The sequence below is a fragment of the Streptomyces sp. NPDC025784 genome, assembly GCF_055558435.1.
The window spans coordinates 655,271-669,093 of the sequence record NZ_JBVHMN010000001.1 but is presented as its reverse complement, the minus strand read 5'-3'; the positions used below and the strand labels follow the sequence as shown (position 1 = coordinate 669,093).

14 protein-coding genes and 1 pseudogene are annotated in these 13,823 nt (G+C 73.2%); 8 read left to right on the top strand and 7 right to left on the bottom strand.

All coding sequences use genetic code 11. The features are described from left to right. Positions 1-16: 16 nt before the first annotated feature. The 4 genes from ACZ4IF_RS02935 to ACZ4IF_RS02920 all read left to right on the top strand — a co-directional run bounded on the left by ACZ4IF_RS02935 (position 17) and on the right by ACZ4IF_RS02920 (position 3,363). A complete protein-coding gene (locus ACZ4IF_RS02935; RefSeq protein WP_467558976.1) occupies positions 17-523 on the top strand; it encodes a hypothetical protein in 507 nt (168 codons plus the stop codon). A gap of 48 nt (positions 524-571) precedes the next feature. After that, positions 572-1,849, top strand: a complete 1,278-nt coding sequence (locus ACZ4IF_RS02930) for a sensor histidine kinase (protein WP_467558974.1) — start codon at positions 572-574, stop codon at positions 1,847-1,849. A gap of 13 nt (positions 1,850-1,862) precedes the next feature. After that, positions 1,863-2,510, top strand: a complete 648-nt coding sequence (locus ACZ4IF_RS02925; RefSeq protein ID WP_467558972.1) for a response regulator transcription factor — start codon at positions 1,863-1,865, stop codon at positions 2,508-2,510. A gap of 70 nt (positions 2,511-2,580) precedes the next feature. Next, complete coding sequence (locus ACZ4IF_RS02920; RefSeq protein WP_028804556.1) at positions 2,581-3,363, top strand: sulfite exporter TauE/SafE family protein; 783 nt, start codon at positions 2,581-2,583, stop codon at positions 3,361-3,363. Between the two features lie 30 nt (positions 3,364-3,393). On the opposite strand, the gene ACZ4IF_RS02915 is transcribed toward ACZ4IF_RS02920, so the two are convergent. The 4 genes and pseudogenes from ACZ4IF_RS02915 to ACZ4IF_RS02900 all read right to left on the bottom strand — a co-directional run bounded on the left by ACZ4IF_RS02915 (position 3,394) and on the right by ACZ4IF_RS02900 (position 5,539). Further along, positions 3,394-3,786 (bottom strand): PDZ domain-containing protein, encoded by a 393-nt coding sequence (locus ACZ4IF_RS02915; RefSeq protein WP_467558970.1) that lies wholly within the window; start codon positions 3,784-3,786, stop codon positions 3,394-3,396. 70 nt (positions 3,787-3,856) lie between these two features. Next, positions 3,857-4,108: pseudogene (locus ACZ4IF_RS02910) on the bottom strand (trypsin); the annotation flags it as partial. 114 nt (positions 4,109-4,222) lie between these two features. After that, the gene (locus ACZ4IF_RS02905; protein WP_467559936.1) at positions 4,223-4,861 is read right to left on the bottom strand and encodes a class F sortase; all 639 of its coding nucleotides are present in this window, start codon (positions 4,859-4,861) and stop codon (positions 4,223-4,225) included. Between the two features lie 159 nt (positions 4,862-5,020). Continuing rightward, positions 5,021-5,539 (bottom strand): hypothetical protein, encoded by a 519-nt coding sequence (locus ACZ4IF_RS02900; protein WP_028804553.1) that lies wholly within the window; start codon positions 5,537-5,539, stop codon positions 5,021-5,023. A gap of 352 nt (positions 5,540-5,891) precedes the next feature. Here ACZ4IF_RS02900 and ACZ4IF_RS02895 point away from each other — a divergent pair, with 352 nt between their 5' ends. Next, positions 5,892-6,632 (top strand): NADPH-dependent FMN reductase, encoded by a 741-nt coding sequence (locus ACZ4IF_RS02895; protein WP_467558967.1) that lies wholly within the window; start codon positions 5,892-5,894, stop codon positions 6,630-6,632. A 212-nt stretch (positions 6,633-6,844) separates the two neighbouring features. Here the strand turns inward: ACZ4IF_RS02895 and ACZ4IF_RS02890 are convergent, their stop codons facing one another. Beyond that, positions 6,845-8,488 carry a M4 family metallopeptidase gene (locus ACZ4IF_RS02890; RefSeq protein ID WP_467558965.1) on the bottom strand — a complete coding sequence of 548 codons (1,644 nt, stop codon included), beginning with the start codon at positions 8,486-8,488 and terminating at the stop codon, positions 6,845-6,847. A 210-nt stretch (positions 8,489-8,698) separates the two neighbouring features. Here ACZ4IF_RS02890 and cutA point away from each other — a divergent pair, with 210 nt between their 5' ends. Then, positions 8,699-9,025, top strand: a complete 327-nt coding sequence (gene cutA, locus ACZ4IF_RS02885) for a divalent-cation tolerance protein CutA (RefSeq protein ID WP_467558964.1) — start codon at positions 8,699-8,701, stop codon at positions 9,023-9,025. Beyond that, positions 9,022-9,435, top strand: a complete 414-nt coding sequence (locus ACZ4IF_RS02880) for a gamma-glutamylcyclotransferase family protein (protein WP_467558962.1) — start codon at positions 9,022-9,024, stop codon at positions 9,433-9,435. Before cutA ends, ACZ4IF_RS02880 begins: the two co-directional genes overlap by 4 nt. Positions 9,436-9,489: 54 nt before the next feature. On the opposite strand, the gene ACZ4IF_RS02875 is transcribed toward ACZ4IF_RS02880, so the two are convergent. Beyond that, entirely contained in the window at positions 9,490-11,856 is a 2,367-nt protein-coding gene (locus ACZ4IF_RS02875; protein ID WP_467558960.1) for a molybdopterin oxidoreductase family protein, read from the bottom strand. Between the two features lie 107 nt (positions 11,857-11,963). Then, positions 11,964-12,671 carry a SanA/YdcF family protein gene (locus ACZ4IF_RS02870; RefSeq protein ID WP_467558958.1) on the bottom strand — a complete coding sequence of 236 codons (708 nt, stop codon included), beginning with the start codon at positions 12,669-12,671 and terminating at the stop codon, positions 11,964-11,966. A 213-nt stretch (positions 12,672-12,884) separates the two neighbouring features. Here ACZ4IF_RS02870 and ACZ4IF_RS02865 point away from each other — a divergent pair, with 213 nt between their 5' ends. Further along, entirely contained in the window at positions 12,885-13,814 is a 930-nt protein-coding gene (locus tag ACZ4IF_RS02865) for a sirohydrochlorin chelatase (RefSeq protein WP_467558956.1), read from the top strand. Positions 13,815-13,823: the final 9 nt, after the last annotated feature.

Sequence of the window (13,823 nt, the reverse complement as noted above, 5' to 3'; positions counted from 1 at the left end):
CCACAGGGGGACCACCATGGCCGCCGTCCGCGGACTCCAGCCGCCGCCCGCACACGACGACACCGCCGTACGCGTCTGGCGGTTCGTCCGCGAACCCTTCACCGCGGGCACCTGGCGCCGCGTCGCCTACGCGCTGCTGGCCTTCCCGATCGGCGTGGCGTGCGTGCCGCTGTCGCTGCTGGGCGCTCCCACCGGGCGCTGGCAGCGCGGTCTGCTGCGCCGCTTCCTCGGCGCCCGCCCGGGCGGCTCCTCGGGCGGCCTCACCCACGCGCTCCTCGCGACCCCGCTCAACCTGCTGGTCCTCGCCGTCACCGCATACGGCTGGTCCCTGGTGCCGATGAACCTGGGCTGGCCCCTGCGCGCCGGCTCCGACTACGCGGACGCCTGGGGAGGGCCCACCTTCGCCGGCGCCTGGACCTTCCACGCTGTCGTCGGCGGCCTCGGCTTCCTGCTGGTCATGCCCTGGCTCGGCCGTGGCATGGCGGCCGTCCAGCTCCGTGTCGCGTCGGCCCTCCTGCCGTGACCGCCCCGCGAGAGACCCGGCCCTCTCCGCGACTTCTAGGTTGATCCCATGAACCAGCTCCGCGCCGTGCTCGCCCTCCCGTTCGGGCGGCGAGCCCTTGCGGCCCTCCTCTACGGCCTGATCGCCTTCCCGCTCGCCCTCGGCGGCTTCGTCCTCACCCTCGTGGGGCTGCTGGTCGGCGGCGTCCTGTCGATCACCACGCTCGGGCTGTGGCTGATCGCCGTCACCGTGCGCGGAGCGCTGGCGCTCGGCGGGCTGCAACGCGCGCTGGCACGACGGCTGCTCGGGCTGGAGATCGAGGACCCGCAGCGCCGCACCGGCAGCGGCATCCTCGGCTGGCGCCGGGCCCTGCTCGCCGACCGTGGCGGATGGCGCGCCGTCGCCTGCGCGCTGGCGACGCCCTTCACCGCGGTCTTCGGACTCGTCACCGTCGTCATCGGCTACGTATACGGCGTCCTGCTCACCCTGCACCCCGTGCTGAAGAACTGGAACTACGACACCCGGCGGGCCGAGGACGGCACGGAACACCGCGTGTCACTGGAGTTCTTCGGCTTCCAGGTCGACTCCTGGCCCCGCTGGCTGATCCCCGTGGCCCTCGGGCTGCTCCTCCTCGCCACCGCGTCCTGGCTGCTGCGCCACGCCCTCGCCCCGCACCGCGCCCTGCTCACCGCGCTGCTCGGACCCGACGCCGCCGACCGCCGCATCCGCACCCTGGAGGAGACCCGCGCGCAGGCGGTCGAGGACGCGGCGGCGACCCTGCGCCGGATCGAACGCGATCTGCACGACGGCACCCAGGCCCGGCTCGTCGGCCTCGCCATGCACCTCACGATGATCAAGGAGCTGATCGGCACGGGAGCCACCCCGCAACAGCTCCTCACGGTCGTCGACACCGCGCAGGGCAACGCCACCCAGGCCATCGCCGACCTGCGCCACCTCGTCAAGGGCATCCACCCGCCCGTGCTCGACCAGGGACTCGACACCGCCTTGGCCACCCTCGCCGCGGACAGCGCCCTGCCCGTCGAGGTCCGGGCCGACATCGCCGACCGGCCCAGCCCGGCCGTCGAGTCGATCGCGTACTTCTGCGCCGCCGAACTCCTCGCCAACGCGGCCAAGCACAGCGCGGCGAGCGCCGCCGCCGTGACCGTGACCGCCCGGGACGGACTGCTGCGGCTGACCGTGCGCGACGACGGACGCGGAGGAGCGGTGATCGGCGCGGGATCCGGCCTGACCGGGCTGCGCACCCGGGCCCGTACCGTCGACGGCACGCTCACCTGCGACAGCCCGCCCGGAGGTCCTACCGTGGTCACGGTCGAACTGCCCTACTGATCCGGAAGGTCATATGCGCGTCGTCATCGCCGAGGACTCCGCCCTGCTGCGCGACGGGCTGGCCCAGTTGCTCCGGTTGCGCGGGGTGGAGGTCGCCGCCGCCGTGGGGGACGCGGAGGCGCTGCTGACGGCCGTGTCCGAGCACCGGCCGGACGTCGCCGTCGTCGACATCCGGCTGCCGCCCACCCAGACGGACGAGGGGGTGCGGGCCGCCGTACGGCTGCGCGCGGACCACCCCGGAACCGGGGTGCTGGTCTTCTCGCAGTACGTCGAGACCACGTACGCGGCGCAACTGCTCCGCGAACCCGCCGGGTTCGGCTATCTGCTGAAGGAACGCGTCGTCGACATCGGCGAATTCGTGGACGCCATGCAGCGTGTCGCCCGCGGCGGCACGGCCCTCGACCCCGAGGTGGTCGCGCAGCTCTTCGGCGCGAGCCGCCGGGCGGGCGCCCTGGACACGCTCACCCCCCGGGAGCGGGAGGTCCTCGCGCTGATGGCCGAGGGCCGCACGAACCACGCGATCGCCGCCGCCTTCACCGTCTCCGAGCGAGCCGTCGAGAAGCACGTCGCCAACATCTTCGTGAAGCTGGACCTGCCGCCGTCGGACACCGGGAACCGCCGGGTCCTCGCGGTCCTGCGCTATCTGGACTCGGTGCGCTGAAGCTCAGAAGTCGCTCAAGGTTCACCGGATCGATGGACGGCACATCTACCTCGTCCGTAGGGTCGCGATCATGCCCGACATATCGCTGACCATGGTCGTCGTCCTGTGCCTCGCCTCGCTGGCGGCCGGCTGGATCGACGCCGTGGTGGGCGGCGGCGGGCTGCTCCTGCTTCCCGCGCTGCTGCTCGGACTGCCGAGCGGCACCCCGGCGGCGTACGCGCTGGGCACCAACAAGGCGGTGGCGATCGTCGGCACGACCGGCGCGGCGGTGACGTACGCGCGCAAGGCGCCCGTCGACGTGCGCCTCGCGGTGCGGATCGGGCTCGCGGCGCTCGCCGGTTCCACGGCGGGCGCGTTCGTCGCGGCCGGGCTGAGCACGGACGTGCTCAAGCCGGTCGTCATGGTCGTCCTGCTCGGTGTCGGCGCCTTCGTGATCCTCCGGCCCGCCTTCGGCACGGCGCCCCCGACGACGCCCGTCTCCGCGCGCCGCGTCCTCGCCGCGATCGGGCTGGCGGGCCTCGGCATCGGTTTCTACGACGGGCTCATCGGCCCCGGGACGGGCACGTTCCTCGTGCTCGCCCTCACCGCGCTCCTCCACCTCGACCTGGTGACCGCCTCCGCCACCGCCAAGATCGTCAACTGCTGCACCAACGCGGGTGCCCTCGCGACCTTCGCCTGGAAGGGCACGGTGCACTGGCAGCTCGCCGCGCTGATGGCCGTCTTCAATCTGGTCGGCGGCACCGTCGGGGCACACACCGCGCTCAAGAAGGGCAGCGGGTTCGTCCGCGTCGTGCTGCTGACGGTGGTGTTCGCGCTGGTCGCGAACATGGCCTACCAGCAGTGGATCGCCTAGCGGCGGGGAGGCGTCCGGCCCGGACGGGGGTCACCGGCCGAGCGTGACGGTGGCGCTCCAGGTGCCCCCGGCCTTGGCGGACGTCCCGTCCTGGAACTCCGTGTCGCTCGTGTACGCCCCGAGCGGGTCGACCTTCTCGCCCGGTGCGGACGACTGGGGGATGTCGCACACCTGCGGGACCGTCGTGACCTTCGTGTCCTTGATGTCGGTGATCACGTCACCGGCCGTCATGTTCGCCTCGGCGGCCACGGAGTGGCCGTCCACGCTCGTCACCTGGACGCCGTCGATCCCCTTGGCGGTGATGGCCTTCTGAAGCTTCGTCGCCTCGGTCTCCTGCCCGGGGAAGCAGGACGCGAAGTCGGGGTCGCTCAGCGCGGACACCTCGTCGCCCTGTTCGAGGTTGCCGCTGTCGCCGAACTCCACTTCCCTGATCGTCCTGCGGGGTGGCGAGCTTCACGATCGCCAGGTCCTCGCAGGGATCGGCCGCGACGACCCGCACGGGCACGGGCCCACCGTCCTCGATACGGACCTGGAGCGAGGTCTGACCGGCGACCACATGGTCGTTGGTGAGGATGAGCCCCTGCTCGGCGTCGCAGACGACGCCGGTGCCGCCGGCCAGCACCTGCACCGTCGCGGGTGCCACCTTCTCGAAGAACTCGTCCGGATCGTCCGCCCGCGCCTGCGTGGTGGTGAACCCGCCGCTCAGGGCGATGGCTGACACGGCAGCGACGCGGACTCTGGCCATCGGCCTCATCAGGGCCCTCCCAGCTCCCGGCCGAGGCCCCAACACTCAAGCCGGGGAGAAGGACTGCCCCTTCCACACCAACCCTCCGTCGCCGGACGACACGGGCGCCGTCGGTCAGGCCGCGCGGCTCCCCGTCAGATGGGCGAAGACGACGACGTTGCCCTGGTACCCGGTCGTCTTCGAATACCCGCCGCCGCAAGTGATGACGCGCAGCTCGGGGCGCTGCGCGGCGCCGTACACCTTGTCGTCGGGGAAGTCACGGGCGTCGTACACCTCGACGGAGTCGACGGTGAAGACGGCCGTGCCGCCGTCGCGGCGCGCCACCTCGATGACACTGCCCTTCTTCAGGGAGCCGAGGTCGTAGAAGACGGCGGGGCCTTCGGAGTTGTCGACGTGTCCCGCGACGATCGCGGTGCCCCGTTCGCCCGGTGTGGTGCCGGCCTCGTACCAGCCGGCGAGGTTCTTCTGCTCCGCGGGCGGGACGCCCAGGCTGCCCTGCGGGGTGAGCGAGAGACCCATCAGGGGGGCGTCCACGCGGATCGAGGGTATGCGGATGCGTTCCGGCGGGGAGTGCGGCAGCGCGGGCACGGCGGGCGCGGCGGGCCGCCGGTCACCGGCGCCGGGTGCCGCCGCCTGCGCGGCGGACGGCTGGGGCGGCGCGTTCGTCTCGGCGCCGCTGTGCAGCAGAAAGGCGCCGGAACAGAGGGCGACCACGGTGACGGACGCTATCGCGGTGTTGCTGACCGGGCGCACGTGAGCCTCCTGGCGGGATATGTCCAAGGCCGCGCTCTCTCCTGGATCCTTGTGGGTGGGTCGGGTCGGGTCCCGTTCCCCCTCCGGGCCGCGAGGGGCGTCGGGCCACGGAGGGGGAGGGGACGGCGGTACCGGCGGACGGACGGCGGAGGGTGTCCGTCAGATCCCGTCGCCTCTCGCCCGGCGATGCAGGAGCCAGGTACCGCCCGCGGCGGCGACGGCCAGGGCCGCCACTCCCGCCGCGGTCTGCACGGGATCGGTGCCCAGAGCGCCACCGACCCCCGTCTTCACCAGTCCGCGCGGCTGGACCTGCTCGCGCGTGGACGTCAGGGTCACCATCAGGTCACCCGTGACCTGCTTGCCGCCCGCGCACTGCGCGACGATCTCGTACGTCCCCGGCTGAGCGCTGGGCGGCACCCGGAACTGTCCGATCGCGTCGTTCTCGTGAGCGCTCGGGGCCAGCGGGAACGTGCCGGCGCCGACCGCGCTGGCATCGCCCGCCGCCGCGGCGGCCGCGCCGCACGCCGCCGTGTTGACCGTGACTCCCGCGCCCGGGACGACGGTCGAGGGGAACACCTCCAGCCTTCCGGTCTCACCGCCGTACGCGGGCGCCGTGGCGAGACCCGCGGCGGCGACGGCGAGCGCGGTACCGGTCAGCATCCGGGCGGTACGTCGCATCGTGCTTGCTCCTCCGAGGGGGCGCGGCCCGCGACACCCCCAAGTGCCGCTGCGTCGGTCACGCCCCTGCCTTACCGAGGTAAGTGGCACACGACCGAACCCGCTTCCTGATGGACCGTCAAAAATGAGGTGAACGGGTGTCAGGAAGGAGCGCCACACGGGTTGGTTCCACGGCGTTCCAGCAGGTCACCGGTCTGCGACCGGCGCGTCGCGGAAAAGGGCCCGAAGGGGGCTGGCGAAGGTGTGAACGGGTGACCGGGCACCGCTCGGGGGTGTGGGGGCGGGGTCCGGCGCGGGGCGGCGGCCTCGTCGACTTGACCTCAACAAAGCTTGAGGTATGAGGGTGTGCGTCATGAACACAGCCACAGCCGAAACCACGGCCCCCGTCTCCCCGCCGGCCGCCGGCTCCGAGGCCGCACCCGACTCCGCGTCCGCCGCCGGGCCCGCGCTCCCGGCCTCCGCGCCGGTCCCGGCCCCCGGCCCGCTCGCCGCGCCGGCCGCGTCCGCCGTACCCGAGGCCCCGGTACGGGTCACGGTGGTCGTCGGCAGTGACCGGGAGGGCCGCTTCGGTCCCGTCGTCGCCGACTGGCTGCTGGAGCGCATCGGAGAACGCGACGACTTCGCCGTCGAGGTCGTCGACGTCGCCGCCGCCTCGCTCCCCACGGCGCTCTCGCACGACCCGTCGCCCTCGGTGGCGGCCACGCTGGCGGAGGTGTCACCGGCCTTGGACGCCGCGGACGCCTTCGTGGTCCTCACCCCCGAGTACAACCACTCCTTCCCCGCGGGCCTGAAGAACCTGATCGACCGGCACTTCACCGAGTGGCGTGCCAAGCCGGTCGCCCTCGTCTCCTACGGCGGCATCTCCGGAGGTCTCCGCGCCGCCGAACACCTCCGGCAGGTCTTCGCCGAACTGCACGCCGTGACCGTGCGCGACACGGTGTCCTTCCACGGCGCGGCAGGCGCCTTCGACACCCGTGGCCGGCCGCGCGACCCGGCCGGACCGTCCGCCGCTGCCACGGCGATGCTGGACCAACTGGCCTGGTGGGCACGGGCTCTGCGGGAGGCCAAGGCGAGGCGGCCGTACGCGGGATAGCGGGCCGGAGCGTGGCCCCGGCGGAGCCCGGAAGGCGAGGGCGACCGGTTCGATGAGGGCGAAGGTTGCCCGCCGCTCCCGCCGCTCCCGCCGGTCCGTGCGGGCGGTCCGCCACAGCGGGACGGCGGCCGGCCCCGGCCCGGTCACGGTGCGCGTGCATGGGCAGGCGTCCTGTCGACGCCTGCCCATGCACGGCCGGGGGTGTCGCGGGGTCAGGCCACGGACACCGCGGACCAGGCGGCCGCGACCGCGTTGTACTCGGTGCTGCCCGCGCCGTACAGGTCCTTCGCCGCGTTCAGCGTGGCCGTACGGGCGCCCGCGTAGTTGGTCGAGGACGTCATGTAGACCGTCAGCGCGCGGTACCAGATCTTGCCGACCTTGTCGTGGCCGATGCCGGTGACCGTCGATCCGTTGCAGGTCGGGGAGTCGTAGCTGACGCCGTTGACCGTCTTGGCGCCGCTGCCCTCCGCCAGCAGGTACGCGAAGTGGTTCGCGACGCCCGACGAGTAGTGGACGTCGAGGTTGCCCACCGAACTGCTCCAGCAGTCGGCCGAGTTGCCGTCCTTGGAGGGCTTGTCCATGAAGCGCAGGGCGGGCTTGCCGAAGCCGGAACGGACGATCTTCTCGCCGATCAGGTAGTCACCGGCGTCGGAGGAGTTGTTCGCGTACCACTCCACCATCGTGCCGAAGATGTCCGACGTCGCCTCGTTGAGGCCGCCGGACTCGCCCGAGTACGTGAGGGCGGCCGTCTTCGAGGTGACGCCGTGCGACATCTCGTGACCGGCCACGTCCAGCGCCACCAGCGGGCCGAACGTCGTCCCGTCGCCGTCGCCGTACGTCATGCAGAAGCAACTGTCGTCCCAGAACGCGTTGTTGTAGTTGTTGCCGTAGTGCACGCGGTTGTACGAGCCCTTGCCGTCGCCGGCGATGCCGTTGCGGCCGTGGACGTTCTTGTAGTAGTCCCAGGTCTCGTTCGTGCCGTACTGGGCGTCGACGGCGGCCGAGGAGCGGTCCGACGTGGTGCCCGAGCCCCAGTGGTTGTCGGCGTCCGTGAACAGCGTCGCAGGGGCGCGGCTGAAGCAGATCCCGAAGATGCACAGGTCCGTCTTGTTCTCCGCGTCGCCCGTGTAGGTGTTCCCGCGCGTGGGGTCCTTGAGCTGGTACGTCGACCCGGACAGCGTGGTCTCCAGCGGAACCGTGCCGCCGTAGAGCGACTTGCCGTCGCCGGTCGCCGTCTCGATGGTGTCCCAGGCGTCGATCTGCGCACCGGTACGGGCGTCGGTGAGGACGCTGCGGGCGACCGGGTTGCCGAGCGAGTCCTGCGCCACCACCTGGGTCTGCCAGGCGAGTCTGGGCGCCCCGTGCAGGGCGTCGACGACCAGCCGGGGCTTGGCCGTGATCTTCTTCAGGGCCTCGCCCGGATTCGCGGCGCGCAGCGCGTTCACCGCGAGGTCGGCGGCCTTGGGCGCGGCCAGGCCGGGGGTCACGCTCGGCAGCGACAGAGGGCTGCGGGTGGCGCGGTCGGCGCTCCGGTACGCACCGTCCGGCGTCAGGTGGACCACGAAGTCGCCGCCCAGCACGGGCAGCTGACGGTAGGTCCGGTCGTACCGGACGTGCTGGGTGCCGTCCTTGTCGACGACGACGTCCCGTACGGAGGTGTCCTGTGCGGAGGTGAGGCCCAGGCTCGTGGCATGCGCCACGAGCGCCGACGCCGCGTTCGCGAGGGCGGTGGCCCTGCTCGGTCTGCCGTCCGCGCTCGCGGCTGGGGCCAGTGCCGTGGCCAGCAGGGTGGCCGTGGTCGCGGCTATGCCCGCGGTGGCGAGACGGGAACCTCGGATGTGCCGTGTCCGACTCATCGATCTCCTTGGGAAGGCGCCTTGGGCGCGTGGGGGGAGGCGCTGATGTCGTCACAGATTTAAAGGTCCATGACATGTCATGTCCATAGCGCGCACTGATGGATGTGTGTGGGTGTGTGAGGGGTGAGAATCGTTTCTGCAAAGGCCTCGGAGACAGCCGCCGACGAGGCCGTGCGGGGATCGCCGCGACGAACCGAGAGGGAGCCGATCATGGCCATGGCCGCCTGGCTGACCGTCCTGACCACGACCGATGCCGCCGACAAGGCCGAGGCACTCGCCCGCGGCGCGGTCGAGGCGCGGGCCGCGGCCTGTGCGCAGATCTCCGGACCGGTCACGTCCGTCTACCGATGGCGGGGCGCCATCGAGACCGCCGCCGAGTGGCAGGTGCTCTTCAAGACGACCGGCGCCCGGTACGACGAACTGGAGGCGTATCTGCGGCGGGCGCACGACTACGACACCCCCGAGATCATCGCGACGGAGATCGTCCGGGGCGGCGCGGACTACCTGCGATGGCTGGAGGAGGAGACCGCCGGGTGAGACTCCCCTTCTTCGTCTACGGCACCTTGCGCCCCGGCGAGCACAACCACGACCTGTTTCTGCGGGGCCGCACGCAGTCCGAGGAACCGGTCCGGATGCGGGGCGTCGTGCTGTACGACGGGCCGGGATACCCGTACGCCGTCGAGGAGGCCGGCGGTGTGGTGAGCGGTGAACTCGTGACCGCGCTGCCCCACGAGTACGAGGAACTCCTCACCGCCCTCGACCGGTTGGAGGAGTACGCGCCCGGCGATCCGCGCAACCTCTACGAGCGGGTGGCGCGCGACGTCGTGCGCGCGGACGGGACCGCGGGGGTCCGCGCCTGGGTGTACGTGGCCGCTCCCGCCGTCGCGGCCCGCCTCCGCGCCCGGGGCACGCGGATCACGGGCGGGGACTGGCGCTCGCGGCTCTGACCGGACGGGCGGCGCACCTGCCCACGGCGTCCCCGCGGGGTGCACCCCGGCCGTTCACCGCTCGACGGCCTCCAGACGCACCGCGCACGCCTTGAACTCCGGCATGCGCGACGTCGGGTCGAGGGCCGGGTTGGTCAGCGTGTTGGCGCGGCCCTCGCCCGGCCAGTGGAAGGGCATGAACACGGTGTCGGGCCGGATGGTGCTCGTGATCCGGGCCGGTGCCACGGCACGGCCCCGCCGCGACACGACCGCCACCGCGTCACCGTCCAGCGCCCCGAGCCGTTCGGCCAGCCGCGGGTGCATCTCCACGAACGGGCCGGGGGCGGCGGCGTTGAGCTCGTCGACGCGCCGGGTCTGCGCGCCCGACTGGTACTGCGCCACGACCCGGCCGGTGGTCAGCAGCACCGGGTACTCGTCGTCCGGTTCCTCGGCGACCGGCCGGTGCGACACGGGCACGAACCGCGCCCGCCCGTCCTCGGTGGCGAAGCGGTCGAGGAAGAGGCGCGGCGTCCCGGGGTGCACGCCCGCGCCGTCGCCCGCCCGCGCGGAGCCGTCGGCGGCCGGTGCGGCGCCGCCTCCCGCCCACGCCGGGCCGGCACCTGTCCCCGTCGTGCCGTCCCCGTCCGCCGGTGCGGGGTCGCTGCCGCCGCCCGGCACCGCGTCGGCGTCCCCCGCGGGGTCTTCCTCGAACACGTCGAGCGAGGCGTCCTCGCAGTCGTCGCACTCACCGGCGGCCCCGGGCCCGGCTCCGGTCGTGCCGGTGGTTCCGTCGGTCCCGGCCACGTCCGTGCGGGCCGGGACGACGGCCCCGGCGGGCTCCGACGCCGGGCACGGCCAGAACACGCCGTTCTCCTCCGCCAGCCGCCGGTAGGTGATCCCCGAGTAGTCCGCCGCCCCGCCCGCGCTCGCCCTGCGCAGCTCGTCGAAGACCTCCTCGGGGTCTGCCGGGAAGCCCTTCTCCACACCCAGGCGGGCGGCCAGTTCACGCAGCACGTACAGATCGCTGTGCACGCCCCGCGGCGGGGTGAGCGCCTGACGCCGCAGCAGCACGCGGCCCTCCAGGTTCGTGGTCGTGCCGGTCTCCTCGGCCCACTGGGTGACCGGCAGGACGACATCGGCGAGCGCGGCCGTCTCCGACAGGACGACGTCGGCGACGGCCAGGAAGTCGAGCGAGGCGAGGCGTTCCTCGATGTGCGCGGCGCGCGGCGCGGAGACCACCGGGTTCGACCCCATCAGCAGCAGCGAACGGATGTCCGTGCCCATCGCGTCGAGGAGTTCGTACGCGCTGCGTCCGGGGCCGGGCAGCGTGTCCGGGTCCACGCCCCACACCTCGGCCACGTGGCGGCGCGCCTCCGGGTCGGTCAGCTTGCGGTAGCCGGGCAACTGGTCGGCCTTCTGGCCGTGTTCGCGCCCGCCCTGCCCGTTGCCCTGCCCGGTGAGACAGCCGTACCCGGACAACGGCCGCCCCGCCCGCCCGGTGGCCAGGCACAGGTTGATCCACGCGCCGACCGTGTCCGTGCCCTTGGACTGCTGCTCGGGCCCACGCGCGGTGAGCACCATGGCGGCCTCCGGCTCGCAGAACAGCCGCACGGCCTCCCGCAGCCGTGGAACGGACACCCCCGTGATCCGTTCCACGTACTCCGGCCAGTGGGCCATGGCCGCCGCCCGCGCGTCCTCCCAGCCGCTCGTCCGGGCCCGGATGTACTCCTCGTCGGTGCGCCCTTCGGCGACGACCAGGTGCAGCATCCCGAGCGCCAGCGCCAGATCCGTACCCGGACGCGGCGCGAGGTGCAGGTCGGCCTGCTCGGCCGTACGCGTCCGGCGCGGGTCGACGACGATCAGCGTGCCGCCGTTCTCCTTCAGTTCGGTGAGGTAGCGCAGCGCCGGCGGCATCGTCTCGGCGAGATTGGAACCGACGAGGATCACACAGCCGGTCCGCGGCACGTCCTCCAGCGGGAAGGGCAGCCCCCGGTCGAGACCGAAGGCCTTGATCCCGGCCGCCGCCGCGGACGACATGCAGAACCTGCCGTTGTAGTCGATCTGCGAGGTGCCGAGGACGACGCGGGCGAACTTCCCGAGGGCGTACGCCTTCTCGTTCGTCAGCCCGCCCCCGCCGAACACACCGCACGCGTCCGGGCCGTGCTCCGTGCGCGTGCGCGAAAGACCCGCGGCGATCCGGTCGAGGGCCTCGTCCCAGCCGGCCGGCTCCAGTACACCCGCCCTGCGCACCAGCGGCGACGTCAGCCGCACCCGGGACGACAGCAGCTCCGGCGCGGTACGGCCCTTGCCGCACAGCGCCCCCCGGTTCACCGGGAAGTCCGCGCGCTCCGTCACCTCGACACCGCCGGAGGCGGGCGTCAGGTTCATCCCGCACTGCAGGGCGCAGTACGGGCAGTGGGTGGGCGTCGCGGAGGTGTTCATACCGCTCAGCGTGGGTCGGGCGTGTTACGCGCCGGGTCGGGCCGCGTTACGCCATCGGCACGGGGACCTCCCGGCCGGGTCCGGCCCGCCGTGAGGGACGCACTCCGTCACTCGCCGGCAGCGGCCAGCGCCCGCGAGATCCCCGGCTCCTTCGGCCCGAGGAACCGCGGATCGGGCTGGAACACCGCGTCGAGGGCCGCCTTCCCCGCGGCGAAGATCTCCCGCGTGCCCCCGTAGTACCAGGTGACGTCGTGCTCGGCGTCCACGCCGATGCCGTACGACCGCACCCCGGCCGCCTGACACAGCGCGACCGCCCGCCGGATGTGGAAGCCCTGGCTGATCAGCACGGCCTCGTGGACCCCGAAGATCTTCCGGGCCCGTACACAGGAGTCCCAGGTGTCGAAGCCCGCGTAGTCGCTGACGATGCGGTCGTCGGGCACCCCCCGCGCGGTCAGATAGGTCCGCATGGCGTCCGGCTCGTCGTAGTCCTCGCGGCTGTTGTCGCCGGTGACGAGGACGACCTTGATCCTGCCGTCGCGGTACAGCCGGGCCGCCGCGTCGAGACGGTGGGCGAGGTACGGGGACGGCTCGCCGTCCCACAGGCCCGCGCCGAAGACCACCGCGACGTCCGTGCGCGGGGCGTCCGCCGTCGTGCGCAGCCGGTCGCCCGTCACCACGTACATCCAGGTCGCGGGCAGCAGCGCGAGGACGCACAGCAGCATCACCGCCTGCACGGCCCGCCGCTGTCCGGCCCGCGTGCGCGGCATTCGCGGCCGGCGCAGCCGCCGCACCGCACGCGGCATCACGAAGCGCATCTCCGCTGTCCCCTCCCCAGGTGGCCCCGCCCCTTCAGGACGCGGCGGGACGCCGTCCGGTTCACGGCGCGGGACGTGACCCGGTTCACTCGCGGCGCCGTCCCCGCAGGTCGCGCACGCTCACACCGCACGTCCGTCCCGGCGTGAACCCCTGGAAAACACCCGTCATGCCCGCGCAACGGCCCGGCAACCTGGTACCGGCAGGATCGCTCCATGACGGCGTCGAACACTCCTCACGACGAGTCCACGTACCGCCCGGACGGCCCGCCGCCGCGCGGTGCCCACCCGGAAAGCCTCCTCGACGGCCACCTCGACAGTACGGCGCAACTCATGAACCGGATCACCAGCCAGCTCGGCAGCCAGCTCAGCCTCGTCTCGCTCAACGGCACGCGCCGTCCGGCACCGCCCGCGCTCGTCCTCGTGGCGCACGGCAGCCGCGACCCGCGCACCCTCGCCACCGTGCGCTCCCTGGTCGAGCGGGTCCGTGAACTGCGCCCCCACCTCCCCGTGCGGCTGGGGCACATCGAACTGAACGAGCCCCTGCTGCCCGACACCCTCGCCGCCCTGCCCGCCGGCGACGCCGTCCTCGTACCCCTGCTGCTCAGCCGCGGCTACCACGTCAAGCAGGACATCCCCGAAGCCGTGGCCGCCGCGCCCCACCTGCGGGCCCGCGTCGCCGCCCCGCTCGGCCCGCACCCGCTGCTCGTGGAGACGCTGTACGCACGGCTCGTCGAGGCGGGCTGGCGGACCAGGACCAGCGAGGCGGCCCGCCGCGCGAGCGGTGTCGTGCTCGCCGCCGCCGGCTCCCGCGACCCCGACTCGGCCGTCGACACCCGCCGCACCGCCCACCTGCTCGCCGAGCGCCTCGGCGTCCCCGTCGTCCCCGCGTACGCGTCGGCCGCCTCGCCCACCGTCCCGGCGGCCGTGCGTGCCCTCACCGCCCGCGGCAGGCACCGGATCGCCGTCGCCTCGTACTTCACCGCCCCCGGCCGCTTCGCCACCCAGTGCGCCGAGGCCGCCCCGTGGATCGCGGCCGGACCGCTCGGCGACCATCCCGCGATGGCCCGCCTCGTCCTGCACCGCTACGACCAGGCCGTCGCGGCCTCCGGGACCGTCACCGAACGCGCTCTCACCCCGGCCTGAGCCGGACGG